This window comes from Dyadobacter sp. CY326, from assembly GCF_021390515.1.
Taxonomy (GTDB): domain Bacteria; phylum Bacteroidota; class Bacteroidia; order Cytophagales; family Spirosomataceae; genus Dyadobacter.
Window position 1 is genome coordinate 39,809 of record NZ_JAJUXI010000005.1, and the last position, 18,787, is coordinate 58,595.

Sequence of the window (18,787 nt, forward strand, 5' to 3'; positions counted from 1 at the left end):
GTACTTGCACCGCACTATTTACCCACTTTAAATTGATATTAAAGATTCGTATGGATAACAAATCATTGGTCTAATTTTCGCGAAGCTACAAATTCACCAGGAGATTGATTTTCTAGCTTTTTGAATGCACGGTTAAATGTTGCTTTTGAGTTAAAACCGCATTCTAGGGCAATTCCCAACAAGCTTAAATGCGCATTGCCCGGTAGAAGCGCCTGTTGCTTAAATTCGATAACCCGGTAAGTGTTCACAAAATCGTTGAAATTATTGCTGCTGCCACCGTTTATTGCCAGCGATAGTGCTGGGGCGTTCATCTTCATTTGCCTGGCCAGGTCAGGAAGTGATAAATCCGGGTTCAGGTAAGGCTTTTCAGTGTCCATCAGATTTAGTACTTGTTGATAAATCCTGTCATGATCCAAATTTGCCGTGGCGGGTGTTTTTTTTCGGACTTCATCAGGGGTTGAAGCTGGATTGGCAGACCCTGAATCCGAAAAGGTAAGTTGGCGACCCGGTTGGCGCTGTGCGTATCCAGCAATACTTACGTAGTAGATCAGGATTACACCTGCCAGATTATTCCACCAGTCTTGCCAAAAACTCAGGTTCAACCAAAGATCCACCACGGTTACAGTAAAGTCGATTGAGACCAGCAGCAACAGGGCTATGAGAAAATTTCGAAACCAACGGAAGCTTACCGGTTCAACGTTTGAGAATTGTGTTTTAACCCAGGATCGATAATGATGGTAAAGCCGAAATGACCAATAAAGGTAAATTACATGCTGCGTGGTATTGCCGGCAAACAACAAATCATCCAGATGCCAGGGCCCATGAAATGTTTTCTCCCAATAATTAACAAAGGAAGGTCCGCCAGCAAATATAGTAAGGTGATAAGTTGCCTCAATTAAGAAGGGTGCAAGATGGGCTAAATCCTGCCATTTGAACCTGAAACCAGTATCAAACTGGCTGCGCAGATAAAAGTAGTAAAGGGGAGGAAGCAAGAAACTTAGGGTTCGCGGGAAGAAATTAAGTCTTTGCCAAAGAATCTCAATACCACCAAAACCCAACATATAAACCCAAATGTTAAAACAAAGGGCAACTAGTACCCAGCCCAGCAAATAATCAGACAGGCGTCCATCCCGTTGGCCGCGAATCCATAAGAGCAAGGCATATATCCAGCCCTGTAAAAAGCCAAACAAGAGGACTGCCGAGTAGACATTAAAGTAAAAGCTCATCGGTTAATATTACTAAAATAATTTAAGAGTCCGGCCCTGGTCTGTAAGTTCCAATACAGTTAGTAATCGTACCCCCCTTGGCCGGCCATGTAAATCAAACTCCTGGATACATTCAACCTTTGTTCCGACTGGATAGGTGAACGTTAAGCTACTGTAAGGCCCAAACTTATACCGTCGTAAAACCATCGGATAACCCTTTTCAGGCCTGAGAAAGCCTAAGATTTGCTCGGTTTGGTGCAATCTGTTATTTCGAATAGTAAACGTGATAAGCGCTCTATGGTCAGCCCGCTGCACCTGGTTTAAAAATCTTTGGTGAGCATTAGATAGGCCTGATAGAAATACAAGTTCAGTTATCAATAAAATTAGGTAGCGATTCATTTGAGCATTGGATTAGTGTTCTTTATTAGCTGCTGACACAAAGGTTACGAGTACAAAGCTGACCGACCCTCGAACATGAATTACATATTCCCTTTTGTCCTGATCCGGCTTGCATCTGTGTCTGTGCGCGGCTCGCGGGCACCCTTTATCTCACTTCGTCCAAATCGGTAAGCAAACCTTATTGAAACACGGCGGCTTTCCCATTTGCGATCAATGTTGAATCGTTGCGACTCGAAGGCTGCAGATTGCCGCCAACGCATCGTATTAAAGAGATCATCAACATTCAATGCGATCTTACCCTGTCCTTTTAAAATTTTCCGTTCAATGCTTAAATTCAATGCGCCCAAGCTGCCGATGCGGTAGACGGTTTGGGTGGTCGGAGCATTCCAGAAACCCGATAATTGTGCTTGCCACGACTTGGAGATAGTAAAAGTATTTTGCACGTAGCTTTCAAAGGCAAACGCCTGCTGGTCGAATGCTTCATTAGCTGAGAAGTTGCCCTGAAAACGGTTCCATGTTGCTGCCCCGTAAAGGTAAGCGCTCCACCATTTCGTTAATTCATAAGGCATGCTTAGTGAAAGGTTCAGAGCGTTTACCTGGCCCACGTTTGCGACAGTTTGGTATGCGATCAGCCCTTGTTGCTGCATCACATCGGTTGAAAATCCACTCGTGTGCCCGTAAGATAACTTAATTGTCGTTGCCCATTTATGGGTGTACCTGAGTTCTGCATTCTGCGTATAGGAAGGCATCAGAAAAGGGTTGCCACGCTGACTAGTGTAAGGATCAATCTGGTAGATAAACGGGTTCAGGTCCTGGTAGCTGGGCCGACCAATCCTTCTGCCATAATTGAACCCGAGCTGGCCATTTCCTGAGATCTGGTATTGAATATAGCCGGTAGGAAACAAATTAAAATAGGTAGTATCCGGGCGATCAATGATACGGCTCGACCTGTCTACCGAACGGCCTTGTACCGCAGTTCTTTCAGCACGAACACCGGCTTGCATGGACCATTTCCCATTTGAATGGTTTAGTGATGCATAAGCTGCGCTGACAATTTCGCGATAAGTAAACCGGTTTGTACGATTCACATCCAGTTGGTCGTCGGCTCCTGAGAAAGCCAATAGATCGTTGGTGGTAGCTACATTGATATGTTTAAAGCCGGTTTCTAACTTTACGTGTTTTTTCTTCCATTCCTTTACAACATCAGCACGCATAGTACTGATCCGGATGCCGGTGTTGGCTTCAAAACGTATTTGCCGATTGAACCAGTGCTGCCCATCGCCACTAATATAATTGCTTACAATATTGCTGGGAGAATCATTATTGAAATGCGTAAAGTCCGCATCTGCATTCAGCTCCAGTCCGAGCGTATCGGCATATCGGTAATTCAAGGCCACATTGACCCGGTTATTCTGATTTGGGTTAAAGACCCGGTTTACAATGCTGGAATCCACCTGCCCCTTGCTGTTTATGATGCTCGTGCCGGAATTAGTACCAAACCGGTTGAAAGCCGCATTGCCCGCTACAACCAGTCCGAGGGTTTGCTTTGTGCTTAAAGAATATTCGATCCCCGTCTTGTATACAACCGCGCGCGTCCCATCTGTGTCAAAGCCACGTTGCACGAATTGCAGGCCACTGGCATTCCGGTCAAGCAGCACTTTGGTGATCTGATAATTATCACTTCCTGAAACATTACCGTATAGGCTTAAACGTTTTGACCTGTAATTCAGGTCAAGTGCAAGATTGGCGCGGTAGTGATTACTTTGTCCGTAACCGCCAGAGATATTTCCATTCATGCCATCATTTTTATTCCGACGGAGCCGGATATTGATCACGCCAGCCCCACCCTGAGCATCGAACCGTGCAGAGGGATTTGAAATCAATTCAATTTTATCAATGTTGCTGGCAGCAGTGGCGCGGAGCAGGCCTGCAAGATCTGTTGAAGACAGGTTAGTTGGCTTGCCATCGATGAATACATTCACGCCCTGCTTGCCGCCCATGTGAATGTTATCGTTTGGATCGATCATCACGCCTGGCGCTTGCTGTAATAACTCATAGGCCGACTTTCCTTGGGCGACCTGGTCAGCGGCCACATTTAATACCGTCTTGTCAACCTGCTGTTCGATGGTAGGTTTTTGCGCTTTGACAACCACTTCATTTAATACCTGCTGTGCCTGCATCATCACCAGCGGATCAAGCCTGACCGACTGCCGGGCATGCAGGGTTACTGTTAAGCTATTCCGATCAAGCATACCAACTAGCGAAGCTTTGACATAATAGCTGCCTGTGCTGATGCCAGTAAATTCATATTGCCCGGCTTCATTGGCGATCGCTGCTTTCACCAAGCTTGAATCTGTCGCTGTAAAAAGTTTAACTACTGAAAAAGAAGCCGGACGCTTTGCTTCATTGATGACACTGCCGCTGATGGATTGGGCATTTAATGAAAGTGCAGTAAAAAAGAAAAATAGTAAAGTTGTAAAGCGTGCCATAATTGGTAGGTCGATTAGCGGTTGTTAATGACCCAAAATTGTGGGAATGGAAGTACCAATGCGCTTCATTTTTGATTTGAGACGCCTCAAATTACAATTTGATACCTTTTGAAGAGGTTAGGGTGGAGTCAGCAACTGAGAAAGTCTTGTAGGCAGTTAAGAAGACCTATTTTATCATGAAGCTGCTTTTAGGCCCAATTAAAGTTCTTTTCCCCCTTTGTGCCATGTTTTGATATTTAGGGGTTATCCGATAAAACAAGGAGATCTCATGATTTTTCGTTTTGCAATAGAGGGCAATGCAATTGTTGCATTCATCCCAATATATTACCGTTCCTTGCTTCAAAATGGACTTCAGGTGACTATCAAACTTTTATTAGCATCAGAATTTGGCACACTATTAATAAGAATGGGTTCTCTTTGTGTCATCAAAAAATTCACTTCTATGCTGTTATTTACAGATGACATCGCGTAGCATCAATAAAACAGCATGTGTAAAGAAACCGAGAACTATGGCAAAGGCATCTTCTAAGACGGAGAAACAAATGAGTGATATTCTCCAGCATTTACATATGCAGCGGGAAAGTATTCTAAATAAATGGCGTTCAACTTGTGCAGAGAACCTGGCTATGTTAAGTAAAACCAGTTTCTCCAGAGAAGAATTCAATGACCAGGTGCCCGCAATTTTAAATATATTAAGTCAGCGCCTGGCAAAATTACCAGAGGAATCAGAGGTAGTTATTGTGGCACAGGAACATGGGCTTCACCGGTGGCAGCGGGGTTACTCACTTCCTGAGTTATTAGGTGAGTTAGAGATGCTGTTCAATATCTTAATGCAGACAATTAACAAGGTTCACAAGGAGCATGATATTTCGGCTGACTTGCTCGAAGAAGTCTATCAACATGTGCTACATGTTTCTCAGGAAGCAAGTCGTGGCAGCGTACTTTACTATGATGAAATACGTCAGACTAACGCTGCTGAGCAGGCCAATGCTACCCGAATGGCATTGCATCAGCTAGAAGAGCTGGGAGAAAAGCGAAACAAGCATTTGCGCGAAACCACCCACGACCTCCGTTCCGGCTTTAGCACATTGTTTGGGGTTTCCCACCTACTAGAACTGCCGGGAAGTGAGAAAGAAAGGACGGAGCTTTTTGCAATGCTCAATAGAAATTTGGGTTCAATTCGCGATATGCTTATACAATTGAGTAATTTTTCCCGCATTGAGGTAGGGCAGGAAACGCTGGAAATTTAAGAGTTTGATGTGGCAGATCTGCTGCGCAAAAGCATGGCGGCTGCACGACCTTTCGCGGATTATCAGAATCTTGACTTACGTGGAGAAGGACCTGAAAACTTAAAGTGAAGAGCGACCCTGTTAAGATTCAGCGAATCCTTCAAAACCTATTGATGAATGCTCTCAAGCATACTATCGAAGGAGGAATATACATTTCCTGGGCACAAGAAAATGACACTCGCTGGATACTTAGCATTCAGGATACCGGGCCGGGCTTCCCTGCAAGCAGCCCCTCAGGACTTTTAGCTGAACAACTAAAACCTTTAAGCCAGCAAGGCAGCAGCCATCGAAAGGGCGGGAAGTCGGAGTATCCGATGGATCAGCCACCTTCAACAGAATCCATCAAAAATAACCTTGCTTCCCAAATGAAGGAAAGCGAAGGTCTTGGGTTGTTCATCGTCAAAAAACTTTGTGAATTATTAAGGGCCAGTATGGACATTGAAAGTAGCCCAGGGCAAGGCCCCCTTGTCCGTATCAGGTTCGTTTCTCACCAGTGATTACATGTTCAAAGTAGCTTTACTTAATCTCTTATATTTTGTTTAAACCACTGTTTGAATGAACCAGCTGGTGCAAAATATCTTTTTTAAACAGTGCCAAACAATTCTAAAATTCATAACTAAAATGACGGAAAAGCAAATGGTTTAAGAGTACAGAAAAACCACCGGATTATTAAAAACTAATTTCGTCTGTATATCTTGGAATGAACATTCCATTTTTTACCTTTGTGTATGGATAAGAGGTTGCAAATCATAGAGGCCGGAATGAAGTTGTTTGTCGAGAATGACATTCAGGCTACGCCCATGTCTGCGATTGCGAAAGAAGCAGGGACTGGAATGGGAACGATCTATAATTACTTTGCGACCAAGGAAGAGCTGATCAATGAAATTTATCTTTTTATAAAACAGAAACAACTTCAACATGCTTCTCTTTCAAATCAACAAGATGGTGTGAAGCCGCAGTTTTTGCAGTTCGCCGAAACTTTCATCACTTTCTTACTTGAGAACCCCGCCTGCTTTTATTTTATTGATCAGATAAAAAATTCTCCCATTTTGACCAGCGAAACCAAGCTGCAAGGTTTAAGGGTTTATCAGCCGTTTCTTGAAATCTTGGTCAAAGGACAACAGCAAGGGATAATTAAAAATATAGACATAGAGGAAATCCTTCACTTTTTAGATGGCGGTTTGATGGGTTTTTTGCGTTGGGCTATTTCCAATGGGAAATGTACTGACAGGTCAATCGTGGTCAATCATATACAAATGGCTTGGGATTCTATCAAGAGCTAAAAAAATTTGCTAACACATTGGAATGAATATTCACTCTAAACAAGACAGAAAATGAATACATTACTAATTACCGGAGCATCTACGGGCATCGGAAGAGCTACAGCGATATATTTTGCTGATAAAGGATGGAATGTCATAGCCACAATGCGAAATGCAGTCCAGGATGTTGCATTCGTACAAAAAACTAATATTACCTGTCTTCAGTTAGACGTGACTAATCCAGCCAGTATTGAAAGTGCTGTACAACAAGCTATCGGCAAATTTGGAAAGATTGATGTCCTTTTCAATAATGCCGGTTATGCGTTAGCTGGAGCATTTGAGGCCGTTACGGAAAGTCAGATCCGGAAACAATTTGAAACCAATGTTTTTGGTGTTATGAATGTAACAAGAGCTATTCTACCTCATTTTAGAACAAATCATGCTGGTATTGTTTTGAATACTACGTCATCTGGCGGCATCATTACTTTTCCTCTTTACTCTGTTTATAACAGCAGCAAGTGGGCCATAGAGGGATTTATGGAATCACTTCAATTTGAACTAAGACAGTTTGGCATCGTCATCAAAAACATTGAGCCTGCAAGTGTGAAGAGTGAATTTGTTGAAAACATCGAGTTTATCAGCAATCCTGTATATGACAATTATTCTAGAAGCGCACAAAAAGGGACACTGGATGGATACAAGAATGCTCCAACGGCAGATGTTGTTGCAAAAATCGTCTATAAGGCCGCAACCGATGGAGAGAAGAAATTACGCTATGCTGGAACGCCGCAGGCTCGCTTGGTTTTCTTCATGAGGTGGCTTTTACCATTAAAATGGTTTAATAGCATCATTGCAAAACAAATAGAAAAGTAATCCCGTAATGTACAAATTACCAGTGTACAGCGACCGTGGCCATTGCTGAACGTTTAAAACAGTTCTGCAACGGCCACGGTCATTTTGGATAAAGGAAAACTGAGCTTATTTACAATCCATTTTCCAAAGTAGGTTGTGCTTAATTTGTAAGTTTCGCCTTATTAACTACCAACCTCGTATGGAACTTTTAAGGTTCGCCGCAGTCGTTGTCCGGGGGACTTTGACCCGGGGTTGACTATTTATTTTCAAGGAAGTCGGGTGGATATAGTATCTGTCCATGCTTTTGTGCAATGGCCTGTATTTGTTTGATAGACTCAGTATCCATTGGCTGCGGCGGAATAAACTCACCAAAAGCTACGGGCGTGCCTATTTCTTCGAAAAATTCTTCCAATCCGGAAGGCACAACTATACAAAGCAGTCGAGCCAGCTTATCGCTGACATTTTTAAAATAATGTACGATGCCTCCCTGGGGCACAACAACAAAGGAATCCTTTTTTGCCGTATAGGACCCCGCTTCGGAATGGACTTCAACTTCGCCTTCAAGGATAAAGAAAGACTCATAAAAATTTGCATGAGAATGCGGCCCCGGGCCATTTTTAGGGGGCACGAGCATTTCGATCGTTGCAAATGCCCCGTTAGTTTGCTTACCAGAGATAAGAACACGATAGTTGCCGCCTACTACTGATAAAATTTCGCCACCTTCCGGGTCTACAGCGATGGGTGCATGCTTTGTATTTTCCATGTGAGTTTATTATTTATGAAACTTAAAGTATTTGTTTGTCTGAGCAATGTCAGGATTTTAACTGACGTTTAGTTGCTAATAAAATAATCCCGAATACAGAACAAATTAGGGTTGCAATAATATGTGGCAGGGCTTGAAGAACACCGTTATAGCTCTTGCTGAGCACAATCAGCATGTCGGTCACCGGGATCATGGTTCCTGCTAATAAGGTCACGCCCAAAGCCCGTCTTTCGCGGAGCAGTACAAAAACGCAGATCACAAGACCAGAAAATATATCCCTGATTCCTTTGATGTAATGAAATGAATAGTCGCCCTGTGAATTGACATGTATGCCGTAACCAGTTGTAGCTACATCAGGAGAAATGAAGAAACGGGCGCCGAGAAAGATCATTCCCAGGCCTAATAACAAAGCGGTAGCATAAGAAATTCTGGTTGTCATAGTATCTTGTTTCAATGTTGATAATGAAACAAAACTATCAGGACACCTACCGGCATTCATGCACCTGGGTTAACAAATCAACATTGACTTAAAATTCTTTTACGGATACGACTTAGAGATTGCGGTTTTACACCAACAAATGAAGCTATATGATATTGCGAAACCCTTTGTTGAAGGTCCTCGTGGTTTTTTAAAAACCGCTCATAACGGGCCTGCGGACTTTCTGTGTAAAAAGAATTGATATCCTTTAACATTTGCAGAAAGACAGCTTCAATTGCAATTCTGCCATAACGCTCCCCTTGGCTGACCCTGGCATAAAGTAATTGCAGGTCACTATGTGAAATCACGAATACTTGACTGTCTTCCAGTGCCTGAATAATTTTCGAAGATGGGCTTTGAGGAAGAAAACTCTCGTAATTGCAAACATATTGATCTTCTTGGGAGAAAGAATAAGTCTTCTCTTCACCATCGTGATTAATGTAGTATCTCATCAAACCCGTTTGAACAAATCCAACATGCTTACAAATTTGTCCTTCCGATAAAAAGAAGTCTCCCTTTTTGTATGTCTTTTCTTTAAATAGAGAAGTTACAATGTCTCTTTCCGACCCGCTTAGCGTTATCAGGCTTTGTATGTTATCAAGTAAGCTACTTATCATTCGTTATGGTACTGCTTTCAAAATGGCCGAGAATTTATAACTCCACTACTTTCGTGACCTTGCCGCGCTCATGCCAGAATAACTCACTTTCAATCAAGCTGGATGGCATGGAGGCATATTTACTCTGAAAATCAACTTGCGTCAGGTTATTGCTACACACTTACTGCATAATACTTTTAAAACAGAAAGGATGAGATTTTAAACTCATCCTTTCTGTTTATTTAAAGATTCTGTTAAAGTAAGAATTTTTATATCGCGTACTGCTCCGCCAAATATGATTTCAGGATCGTTGGCTCTCTACCAAGGAGTTTTACCAGATCCTTGCTCACTAGATCGGCTTCTCCATTTGCCTGCCCAATCAAGATGTTAACATATTCCTGGGGAATCGAAATTCCAGCCTTTAACAAAGCATCTAAAAAGTCTTCCTTTGTTGGAGAGACATACTTAATGTGCACATTTGTGATATCAGCAATGGTCCCAGCGACATCGTTATAGCTATATGCTTTCGTATTTACGAGATTATATGTTTTCTTTTCATGTCCGCCTGAAAGTAAAACAGATGCAGCAGCTTCGGCCATTTCTGAGCGAAGGGCTACTGCTACTTCCCCAGTCTGCGCAGGCAAATAGATTGTTTTTGAACTGATTACATCTCCGATAAAAGCTGGGATCAGCTCCATGTACAAGCCGTTTCGTAAAATAGTGTAATCTAGCCCACTCGTGTAAAGCAGCTGTTCTGTCTTTATATGAGCTTCCATAAACGCATATAAAGAAGAATTTGGGTCGTCACTTTTACGGGCACCGCTTGTGTAAATAATATGCTTTACTTTTGCAGCAATGGCAGCCTCTATTACATTTTCATGCTGTAAATAGCGTTTCGACAAATCTACCGCTGACACAAGCAACAATTTGTCTACGCCAGTTAGCGCATTCTTCAAAGCAGCAATATCATCAAAATCCGCAATGACAATCTTTATTCCCAGTTTTCTTAGATCGTTCGCTTTCTCAACGTTTCTTGCCAGTGCGGTAATCTCTTTTGGATGAGCTCCTTTGGCCAATAAGTGATTGATTGTCAGTCTTCCAAAATGTCCGGTAGCACCTGTTACTAAAATCATATTCTCAATATTCGCGTTAATTTTTTTGTTTTGTTTCACAAAGAAACTAATTTGGTTTCCATAAGTAACTGGTTACTTACAGGTAACAATGCAAAAACTGGTAACATCATGGTAACTAAGGCAAATAGCCGATATGACTTTAAAAACTGCCCTATCACGGCAACTATGGAAGTGATTGGTGGAAAATGGAAACCGTTGATTTTGTACAACCTGACCTTAGGTACAAGACGGTTTGGTGAACTGAGTGTCCGAATCCCGTCGATATCTAGGAAGGTTCTTACGGAACAGTTAAAGGAGTTAGAACGTGATGGGTTAGTTGTTCGTCAACAATACAAAGAAATGCCACCTAGGGTGGAATATTCACTTACAGAAAAGAGCAATAGTCTTGTTGCAGTATTTAAGGAAATTGCAAACTGGGGGAACCAAAATCTTTTAATCACTCAGGAATAGTCCGGTACTCCATTCAACGATTTAAACGGAAGCCGCGCTGAATGCTCCTGCGACTTTCATATTTCTTTAAAAACACTCAGAAGTCTTACAAAAGCCTCATAGAACCGGAGTGTGTTGCTACACTAACAGCCATTTGCCTCTGTTTTGTAGATCGTTACTCAAGTACACATTAAGGTGTCCAATAGAAGCTATATTGTAAACTTTAACCTATTTACGCCGAAAAAAGGCAGTCTATTTCAAAAACTTAGTTTACAGAAAAACCACCGTATAAATTTTAAAGCCATAGCGGTTACATATTAAGTCTGCAATCACTCAGCAGCAAATCGACAACCCCACCTGGCTTTGTCTTTATTGACATCAGCCTGCCGCGGATCAATGGCTATGAGTGCCTGGTGCAACTACTCCACATCAATCCGAAATGAATGGAAGCCCAAGCTTGAACGAATAGGTGTAGATAAGCCAGTAATGTGCTGGTTACATAGCAAAGGAAACGCCATCGATCATTGCCTTCTCATATTTTGATTTGTTAAATCGATATAAAAATGGCGATTTGTTCGCGCCGCCCGTCCGCTTCTCGTCGAGCTTTTCCAGAATGTCGTAACTTACTAACAATTTCTGGAAATTACGTCTGTCAAACTGCTTATCGAGGATCGTTTCGTATAGTCTTTGCAGTTCAGGCATGGTAAATTTTTCGGGAAGCAGGTTATAGCCGACCGGCTGGTTCCTGATCTGCTGCCGCAATGCATGCAGGGCACGCACGACCATTTCATTGTGGTCAAAAAGCAGTTTCGGCACATCGGGGATTTCCCACCAGCGAAATTCATCCGTATACCAATCCGCCGTTGCCTGCACCTGATCAAATTCCACCAGCGCGAAATATCCTATGGAAACCACCCTGCGGTTGATTTTATCATGAAAATAATCCTTACCTAACGCCAATTCCAGCAACTCCATCAAGTCTTGCTTTGAGAGATGCGTAAGCCGATTTGCATTTCCGAATGTATAATATTGCTGTAAAAAAATGTCAGTAAGTCCCGTCCGCTCCTTTAAAATCCGGTTTGCGGCATCGTCAGTGGATTCCTCTTTGTAAATGCGCCCGCCAGGCAAGCTCCATCCGTCGGTGCCTTTCCATCTTAACAGCAATATTTTGAGCTCCCCGGCATGAAACCCGAATATGGCACAATCAATGGAAACCTCCTGCAATGTTTGTTCGAAATGCTCTTTCAGCGAACGCTCCATAATTGAATTTGAATAAGTCTCAAAAATAAATTTAATGTGTGAATAATACGCATTGACTATTTTTATTTATCATTGCGTAAATCTTACACATAAAAAAGATAAAAATTGATATTAAAATATCCATATTCATAATGCTTATGAAAAGACTGCTACAAGTGCTTGTGGTTTTAATGAATACAGGGATCGTCCTGGCGCAGGTTCCGGAAGAAAACCGGTTTCAAAAGGTCGTCCTGACCGAAAATCTAAACGAGCCGCTGGAATTGACCGTATTACCCGACGAACGCGTCCTCTTCATCGAGCGGCATGGTGTGGTAAAAATGTATAATCCGGCCAGCAAAAAAACTACATTGATCGCCACAATTCCCGTCAGCACAAAATATACGGACGGCTCCGAGGCCGAAGATGGCTTACTTGGAATGAACATTGATCCGAATTTCAGTAAAAATCACTGGGTTTATCTTTACTACTCCCCGGCTGGCAATGTACCGGAAAACATTCTCACACGCTTCGAACTGAAAGCCAACATACTGGATCTCAACACAAAGAAGATCATCCTGAAAATCCCTGTACAGCGCGATAACTGCTGTCACACTGGCGGTTCCATTGATTGGGATGCGCAGGCAAATCTGTATTTATCAACCGGCGACAACACCAGTCCGCGTGCTTCGGATGGCTATTCACCCATTGACGAAAGGCCTGGAAAAAGTCCTTTTGATGCGCAAAAATCTTCTGCCAACACCGCGGACCTGCGCGGCAAGATCATTCGGATCCACCCGGAAGCAGACGGTAGTTACAGCATTCCGGAAGGCAATCTTTTCCCAAGAGACGCAGCCAAAACCCGACCGGAAATTTACACCATGGGCCATCGCAACCCTTACCGCATTTCAGTGGATCCTAAAACAGATTTTCTGTATTGGGGCGATGTAGGGCCCGACGCCGGAAGGGATTCCACTGGTTTTGGGCCGGCGGCAGAGGATGAGTTTGGGCAAGCCAGGCAAGCGGGAAATTACGGATGGCCTTATTTTGTAGGGGATAATAAGGCTTACTGGGATTACGACTTTGAAACCAAAAAATCAGGCGACAAATTTAATCCTGAGAAGCCAGTTAATAATTCTCCAAACAACACCGGCCTTACCGAGTTGCCTGCGGCTCAGAAAGCATTCATCTGGTATCCCGCGGCTGAAACCAAAAGATTTCCCCTGCTAGGCTCTGGCGGACGAAGCGCGATGGCCGGGCCAGTATTTTATGTTGATCAGTTTAAAAATGCAAAGCGCCCTTTCCCCACTTATTATGACAAAAAGCTCTTCATTTATGAGTGGATGCGCGACTGGATCATTGCCGTTACATTAAGTCCGAAAGGCGATTATGTAAAAATGGAACGCTTCCTTCCCAACCTGGAACTGGAACATCCTATCGACATGGCTTTTGGTCCGAATGGAGATTTATATGTGCTGGAATACGGCCAGGGCTGGTTTATGGGCAACCCGGAATCCAAGCTCGTACGGATCGAATACAATGGTGGCAACCGCAAACCCTCGGTGGTGGCTAATGCGGATAAAAATGCGGGTGCATTGCCATTTAACGTGCAATTTTCTTCCGACGGAACGACAGATTTTGACAAGGATTCCCTGCAATATCAATGGAAAATCACAGGGCCCAATGGTGTCGCACCGATCATTTTAAAAACAAAGAATCCGGCTTATACATTCAGAAAAGCAGGTGTATATCAGGCAATGTTAACCGTCACCGACACCCATGGTTCAAAGGGTTCGCAAACATTGACCATTAAGGCTGGAAATGAGCCGCCGGAGGTTACACTCAATCTGGTTTCCGGCAACAAAACATTCTTTTTCCCTGGCAAACCAATTCAATATCAGGTTAATGTATCAGATAAGGAAGACGGAAGTCTGGAAAGCAAACGCATTGCGGCTTCAAAAGTGAAGATCACAGCGGCTTACCAGGACGCGGAAGATCAGCCAAAAACAGCCGCAGGACATCAGGAAGCGCCGGTAACATTCACCGCCGGAAAAACGCTTATTGAAAAAAGCGATTGTAAAGCGTGTCATTTTCAGGACAAGAAATCGATAGGCCCATCATTTAAAGAAGTTGCCGCCAAATACAAATCCAATGCGCAAGCCGTTGATATGCTTTCGGACAAAATCATCAAAGGCGGTGCGGGGGTTTGGGGCGAAACAGCCATGTCGGCACATCCCAGCATTGGTTTACCGGAAGCGGGGCAAATGGTAAAATACATTCTGAGCCTCGCAAATGAGAAAAAGCCTGCCACTTATTTGCAGCCGCAGGGCCAAACAACCGTCGACATCCCCGAAGGCGGTGATGCCAATAAAGGCATTTATAAATTCCTGGCTAGTTACACCGATAATGGTTCCAAAGGCCTGCCCGCGCAGACGACCGAGAAATCGCTGACGCTAAGAAGCCCGACATTAATGTTCGGCAATGCAGATGATGCCTCCAAACAACTCATGCGCTTCAAAATGGGCGAAACCAATCTGCTGATCGTCATGGCTGCAAACACTTCGGCCACATTCAGGCAAATTGACCTCACGGGAATATCCGAACTGAGCATGATCATTGCCGCGCCAATAGAAAGGCTTAATTCAGCAGGAGGCATTGTCGAAGTTAGAACCGGCTCCATGGATGGTCCGCTATTAGGAAAAACCACTTTCGTTGAACCGTCGGATGCGGTAGACGTCTTCAGTCCGGCAGCCAAACCTGTGCCCTTCAAGGTTCCTATTGAGCCGGTTACAGGCTTTCACGATCTCTATTTTGTTTTCAAAAACGATCAGGCGAAAGGTGCTTTGTTCGTGCCTTTCTCAGTTACATTTTTAACCAAATAAATCCCCATAATATGTCCAATTCACGTCGTCAATTTCTTAATCAGATCGGTTTGGCGAGTGCCGGGCTGAGTCTAGCATCCATGGATTCGCTTTTTGCGGGCCAGCAAGCTGCCAAATTTACTTTTGAGATTTCTCTGGCTGAATTCTCTTTCGCGTCCGAACTTTTCGCCGGTAAAATGACCAATATGGACTTTCCTTCGAGGGCCAAAGAAGAATTTGATATCAATGTGCTGGAATATGTGTCGGGTTTTTTCAACAATAAACACACCGACCAGACTTACCTGAAAGACTTAAAGAAGCGCTGTGATGATCTGGGAATGAAAAATCACCTGATCATGGTGGATGGCGAAAACCTGACCGCATTGGACGATGCTGCTAGAAAAAAGGCCGTTGAAAGTCACTATCCCTGGGTGGAAGCCGCCAAATTCCTGGGCTGTTCAGCCATTCGCGTCAACCTGGGCGATGCTATGGCCATGATGACCGGAAAAAAAGAAGAAGGCACACCTGCCCAACTCGCGACAACTGCGGTGGACGGATATGGAAAACTGCTCGAATTTGCCGATAAAGCTGGAATTAATGTAATCGTGGAAAACCATTTCGGCGTTTCAACCGATCCCGACTGGCTCGTAGGGGTGATGAAGCAATTGAATTTCAAAAACAAAGGCCTGCTCCCCGACTTTGGCAACTTTTGCGCCGAAAGGAGCGAGCCTGCAACTCGTGATCTGAAAGGATTAATGGCGACCAAATGCGTTAAAGAATTTGACAGATATGAGGGCGTTCAGAAAATGATGCCTTATGCAAAAGGGATCAGTGCCAAAACGCATAAATTCGGCGATAATGGCGATGATCTTGAAACAGATTTTATCAAGATGTTCAAGATCATTAAAGCGTCGGGATGGTCGGGCGGATATGTGGGCATTGAATACGAGGGCGGACTTATGCGCGACATGGGCGGCGACACCACCAAGCCATCCAATGAAGAAGGAATTCGGCTCACAAAAGCGCTCCTGCAAAAAGTGTTGGAAGAGCTGGGTTAATAGCTTCTTTTTCAGTCCGCTGCGAAAGTTGGCGCTAATCTTTAAAAACCACAAGTGGATGCCTTAGAGTATCCAAGTTTAATGGTACATACCAGCCTTGTATTTCATCCCAATGCTCCTCGGGATGTGCCAGATTACTTTTGCGTCCGGAATGATTTTATAATTCTGTTCGCGATAATTGCATACTTCGACCGCTATTCTTACCGGATGGGCCAGGCCATTCCCAACCCTGACCTGGGCGCAGAAGCTGCGGTGAACTTTGATTTAAGTTATTCCGGAAAAATTGCGGACAAACTCAGCCTGCAAGCGAGCGTTTTTAACAGCAACATTAATGACATCATTCAACAAGTTGACAATGTGCAGCCCGGACGTTTTCAACTGCAAAACGCCGGAAAAGCACATTTCTATGGTGCGGAAGCAGGTTTGGATTACCGGGTCATTTCCGGGCTGAGCATTGGTTCGAATTACTCTTTTATCAAAAGGAAAAACAAGGCCAACCCGGCCATTCTTTTCACGAACGTTCCCGAACATAAAGTCTTTGCATGTGCGGATTATTCATTCTTAAAGCGTGCCAACATCCTGGCAAGTGTCGAACATAATAGCGACCGGTACAGCACCAGCTATGGTACGCAGGCAAAAGCTTACACGCTGGTCAATGCCAAGGCATCGGTTAAGCTTTACAAATTCATTTCTGCCGAAGCCGGCCTGAATAATGTTTTTGATGTCAATTACAGCTTGGTGGAAGGCTTCCCGGAAGCTGGGTGCAATTTCTTTGTGAACTTGGTGTTCAGTCACTTTTAAGATGCATTGCACTAATGAGACACATATTGAAAACGGTTTTACAAAATAACCCGGGTTGGTTCAAAACCCTCCTGGGCTGCGCTGTTTTCATTTCTTGTGGACTCATTCAAGGGTTCCAAAGTAGAAATTCGGAGCCGTATGTTTTGATATATCCAACTAATTTCGGCTCGCCGTTTGTCATTCCGGCCGATAATCCTACAACGAAAGAAAGTGTTTATTTGGGATGGCTCCTGTTTTATGAAAAAGCCTTATCGGTTAACAACACTATATCCTGTGAAAGCTGCCATCAGCAAAAACTGGCTTTCAGAGATGGGAAAGCGTTCAGCACCGGCACTAATGGCTCCCTGACGGCTAGAAGCTCCATGTCGCTGGCTAACCTGCTGGATCCGCAATTTTTCTGGGATGGGCGCTCGCCTGGGCTTGAAAATCAGGCAAAGTCCCCTTTGACAGACCCTCATGAAATGAATCAAACTCTCAGCGAATCAGCCCGTAAGCTAAGTAACACCGCTTTGTATCCGCCAAAGTTCACAAAGGCATTAGGAAATAGTGAAATTACGGAAGACAAAATCCTAAAAGCACTTTCCCAATTTGAAAGGACACTGATCTCAGCGGGCTCGGAATATGATCAGTATTTGGCCGGCACTTACCAGCCGACTGCTCAGGAGTTAAGAGGTTTACAACTGTTCGAAAATGGCCCAGATCCTAAGCGCGGTATCCGTGGCGCCAACTGCGGCCATTGCCATGGCGGGGTAAAAACCTTCAAAGAGCTTTTTCATAACAACGGTCTGGACAGCGCAGCCACTGACATTGGCAGAGAGCAGTTTACCGGGCAAAATTCTGACCGGGCCAGGTTCCGCGTTCCGACACTCAGCAACATCTTGCTCACTGCTCCTTACATGCACGACGGTCGTTTCACAACCATTGAGCAGGTTCTCGACCATTATAGCGAGCAAATCAGGCAAAGCCCGACGCTCAGTGCTTTCCTGCAAGACATTTCTAACGAAAGCGGTGGGAAGCAACTAGCGCTGACAAAGAACGAGAAAGCTGATTTAGTTGTGGGAGGTCGAAGTTATACGAACTAAAAGTCTGTCCTAAAACTAGTAAACAGGCAAAATTAACGAAATGGAATGCATTAGTGATTTTACGGAAAAACGACCGTTTCTGCGCACTCTAAAATGTCCGCTTTTTGCATGCGAAGAGACAATATCAACTTCAACTTGTTAACGTGGGTCAGCTGCTACCAGGAAAGCCGGTCGACTTTTTGAAAACCTTACATGTAGTATTCGCGACAACCCAAATTGTTCAACCAATGCAACTCTATTGACTATCCCCATTATACAGCTCTGTTATGCAGCTTAAATGCATCCTAAGTCTATACAACTCCGACAGACTTTACATGTAGCATTCTCGACAACCGAAATCGATCACATGAAATTTGATTAGATGCTGCCTGTATATTACTCAATCAGCTTGCAGGCCTCCCAATGATACTGCTCCCCATTTGATATGACATGGGCCATTAGGTGCCCGTCCTCAAAGGTTAGCTCAATGTTGATCTTTTCATCTAGCGCAATACCAGTGTTAGCAGTTAGAAAAGAGTGAATATTCTTTTGATAGTGCTTTATAACTCTCGATTGCCAATCTCCTTCTTTAAACTTGCTAACAAAAACAACATACCTAGGGTCATTGAAGAGCTTGCTAAACTTATCATGCTCAGTACGCACGTCCAGCATCCGCCCTTCCTGGGCAGTCAGCTTCTTTGCGTGTTTTTGCGCGGCCTTCTGATCTTGATAAGGAGTCGCTATAAAAGCCTGGCCTTCTTGCAAGCCAGGCCAATTAAAGCGTTGTAGGACGATAAAGTATTTTCCGCTACTTAGCAGCGCTTTGAGATAAGGCTTGTCCAGTACTAAAAATGGGTTATAAGATGCAGTCATAC

Annotated in this window: 17 protein-coding genes; 9 read left to right on the top strand and 8 right to left on the bottom strand. The window is 43.8% G+C overall.

The genetic code is table 11. From position 1 onward, the window contains the following. Nucleotides 1–62 precede the first annotated feature (62 nt). Complete coding sequence (locus LZG73_RS10800) at nucleotides 63–1,226, bottom strand: AraC family transcriptional regulator (protein ID WP_233848716.1); 1,164 nt, start codon at nucleotides 1,224–1,226, stop codon at nucleotides 63–65. A gap of 458 nt (nucleotides 1,227–1,684) precedes the next feature. Then, on the bottom strand, nucleotides 1,685–4,093 hold the full coding sequence (locus tag LZG73_RS10805) for an outer membrane beta-barrel protein (protein ID WP_233848718.1): 2,409 nt from the start codon (nucleotides 4,091–4,093) through the stop codon (nucleotides 1,685–1,687). A gap of 509 nt (nucleotides 4,094–4,602) precedes the next feature. Between LZG73_RS10805 and LZG73_RS10810 the strand changes: the two genes are divergently transcribed. The 4 genes from LZG73_RS10810 to LZG73_RS10825 all read left to right on the top strand — a co-directional run bounded on the left by LZG73_RS10810 (nucleotide 4,603) and on the right by LZG73_RS10825 (nucleotide 7,517). After that, a complete protein-coding gene (locus LZG73_RS10810) occupies nucleotides 4,603–5,343 on the top strand; it encodes an RsbRD N-terminal domain-containing protein (RefSeq protein WP_233848720.1) in 741 nt (246 codons plus the stop codon). A 104-nt stretch (nucleotides 5,344–5,447) separates the two neighbouring features. Continuing rightward, on the top strand, nucleotides 5,448–5,879 hold the full coding sequence (locus LZG73_RS10815) for an ATP-binding protein (protein ID WP_310588413.1): 432 nt from the start codon (nucleotides 5,448–5,450) through the stop codon (nucleotides 5,877–5,879). 231 nt (nucleotides 5,880–6,110) lie between these two features. Next, the gene (locus tag LZG73_RS10820) at nucleotides 6,111–6,665 is read left to right on the top strand and encodes a TetR/AcrR family transcriptional regulator (protein WP_233848723.1); all 555 of its coding nucleotides are present in this window, start codon (nucleotides 6,111–6,113) and stop codon (nucleotides 6,663–6,665) included. 51 nt (nucleotides 6,666–6,716) lie between these two features. Next, nucleotides 6,717–7,517 carry an SDR family oxidoreductase gene (locus LZG73_RS10825; RefSeq protein ID WP_233848725.1) on the top strand — a complete coding sequence of 267 codons (801 nt, stop codon included), beginning with the start codon at nucleotides 6,717–6,719 and terminating at the stop codon, nucleotides 7,515–7,517. A gap of 235 nt (nucleotides 7,518–7,752) precedes the next feature. On the opposite strand, the gene LZG73_RS10830 is transcribed toward LZG73_RS10825, so the two are convergent. The 4 genes from LZG73_RS10830 to LZG73_RS10845 all read right to left on the bottom strand — a co-directional run bounded on the left by LZG73_RS10830 (nucleotide 7,753) and on the right by LZG73_RS10845 (nucleotide 10,505). Next, nucleotides 7,753–8,259 (bottom strand): cupin domain-containing protein, encoded by a 507-nt coding sequence (locus tag LZG73_RS10830; RefSeq protein ID WP_233848727.1) that lies wholly within the window; start codon nucleotides 8,257–8,259, stop codon nucleotides 7,753–7,755. A 49-nt stretch (nucleotides 8,260–8,308) separates the two neighbouring features. Beyond that, on the bottom strand, nucleotides 8,309–8,698 hold the full coding sequence (locus tag LZG73_RS10835; protein WP_233848730.1) for a DUF4267 domain-containing protein: 390 nt from the start codon (nucleotides 8,696–8,698) through the stop codon (nucleotides 8,309–8,311). Nucleotides 8,699–8,775: 77 nt separating this feature from the next. Further along, on the bottom strand, nucleotides 8,776–9,354 hold the full coding sequence (locus LZG73_RS10840) for a Crp/Fnr family transcriptional regulator (protein WP_233848731.1): 579 nt from the start codon (nucleotides 9,352–9,354) through the stop codon (nucleotides 8,776–8,778). A gap of 248 nt (nucleotides 9,355–9,602) precedes the next feature. Then, nucleotides 9,603–10,505, bottom strand: a complete 903-nt coding sequence (locus LZG73_RS10845; protein ID WP_233848734.1) for an SDR family oxidoreductase — start codon at nucleotides 10,503–10,505, stop codon at nucleotides 9,603–9,605. A gap of 69 nt (nucleotides 10,506–10,574) precedes the next feature. Here LZG73_RS10845 and LZG73_RS10850 point away from each other — a divergent pair, with 69 nt between their 5' ends. Next, the gene (locus LZG73_RS10850) at nucleotides 10,575–10,916 is read left to right on the top strand and encodes a helix-turn-helix domain-containing protein (RefSeq protein WP_233848735.1); all 342 of its coding nucleotides are present in this window, start codon (nucleotides 10,575–10,577) and stop codon (nucleotides 10,914–10,916) included. A gap of 474 nt (nucleotides 10,917–11,390) precedes the next feature. Here the strand turns inward: LZG73_RS10850 and LZG73_RS10855 are convergent, their stop codons facing one another. Next, complete coding sequence (locus LZG73_RS10855) at nucleotides 11,391–12,155, bottom strand: NrtR DNA-binding winged helix domain-containing protein (RefSeq protein ID WP_233848737.1); 765 nt, start codon at nucleotides 12,153–12,155, stop codon at nucleotides 11,391–11,393. Between the two features lie 137 nt (nucleotides 12,156–12,292). Here LZG73_RS10855 and LZG73_RS10860 point away from each other — a divergent pair, with 137 nt between their 5' ends. The 4 genes from LZG73_RS10860 (at nucleotide 12,293) to LZG73_RS10875 (ending at nucleotide 17,933) form a co-directional block, all read left to right on the top strand. Further along, a complete protein-coding gene (locus LZG73_RS10860) occupies nucleotides 12,293–15,013 on the top strand; it encodes a PQQ-dependent sugar dehydrogenase (RefSeq protein WP_233848739.1) in 2,721 nt (906 codons plus the stop codon). An 11-nt stretch (nucleotides 15,014–15,024) separates the two neighbouring features. Next, nucleotides 15,025–16,050 (top strand): sugar phosphate isomerase/epimerase, encoded by a 1,026-nt coding sequence (locus LZG73_RS10865; RefSeq protein ID WP_233848741.1) that lies wholly within the window; start codon nucleotides 15,025–15,027, stop codon nucleotides 16,048–16,050. Between the two features lie 81 nt (nucleotides 16,051–16,131). Further along, nucleotides 16,132–16,851 (top strand): TonB-dependent receptor domain-containing protein, encoded by a 720-nt coding sequence (locus LZG73_RS10870; RefSeq protein WP_233848744.1) that lies wholly within the window; start codon nucleotides 16,132–16,134, stop codon nucleotides 16,849–16,851. Nucleotides 16,852–16,865: 14 nt separating this feature from the next. Beyond that, nucleotides 16,866–17,933, top strand: coding sequence for a cytochrome-c peroxidase (locus tag LZG73_RS10875; protein WP_233848745.1), 1,068 nt, complete (start codon nucleotides 16,866–16,868; stop codon nucleotides 17,931–17,933). 375 nt (nucleotides 17,934–18,308) lie between these two features. On the opposite strand, the gene LZG73_RS10880 is transcribed toward LZG73_RS10875, so the two are convergent. Next, nucleotides 18,309–18,785, bottom strand: coding sequence for a hypothetical protein (locus tag LZG73_RS10880; protein ID WP_233848746.1), 477 nt, complete (start codon nucleotides 18,783–18,785; stop codon nucleotides 18,309–18,311). Nucleotides 18,786–18,787: the final 2 nt, after the last annotated feature.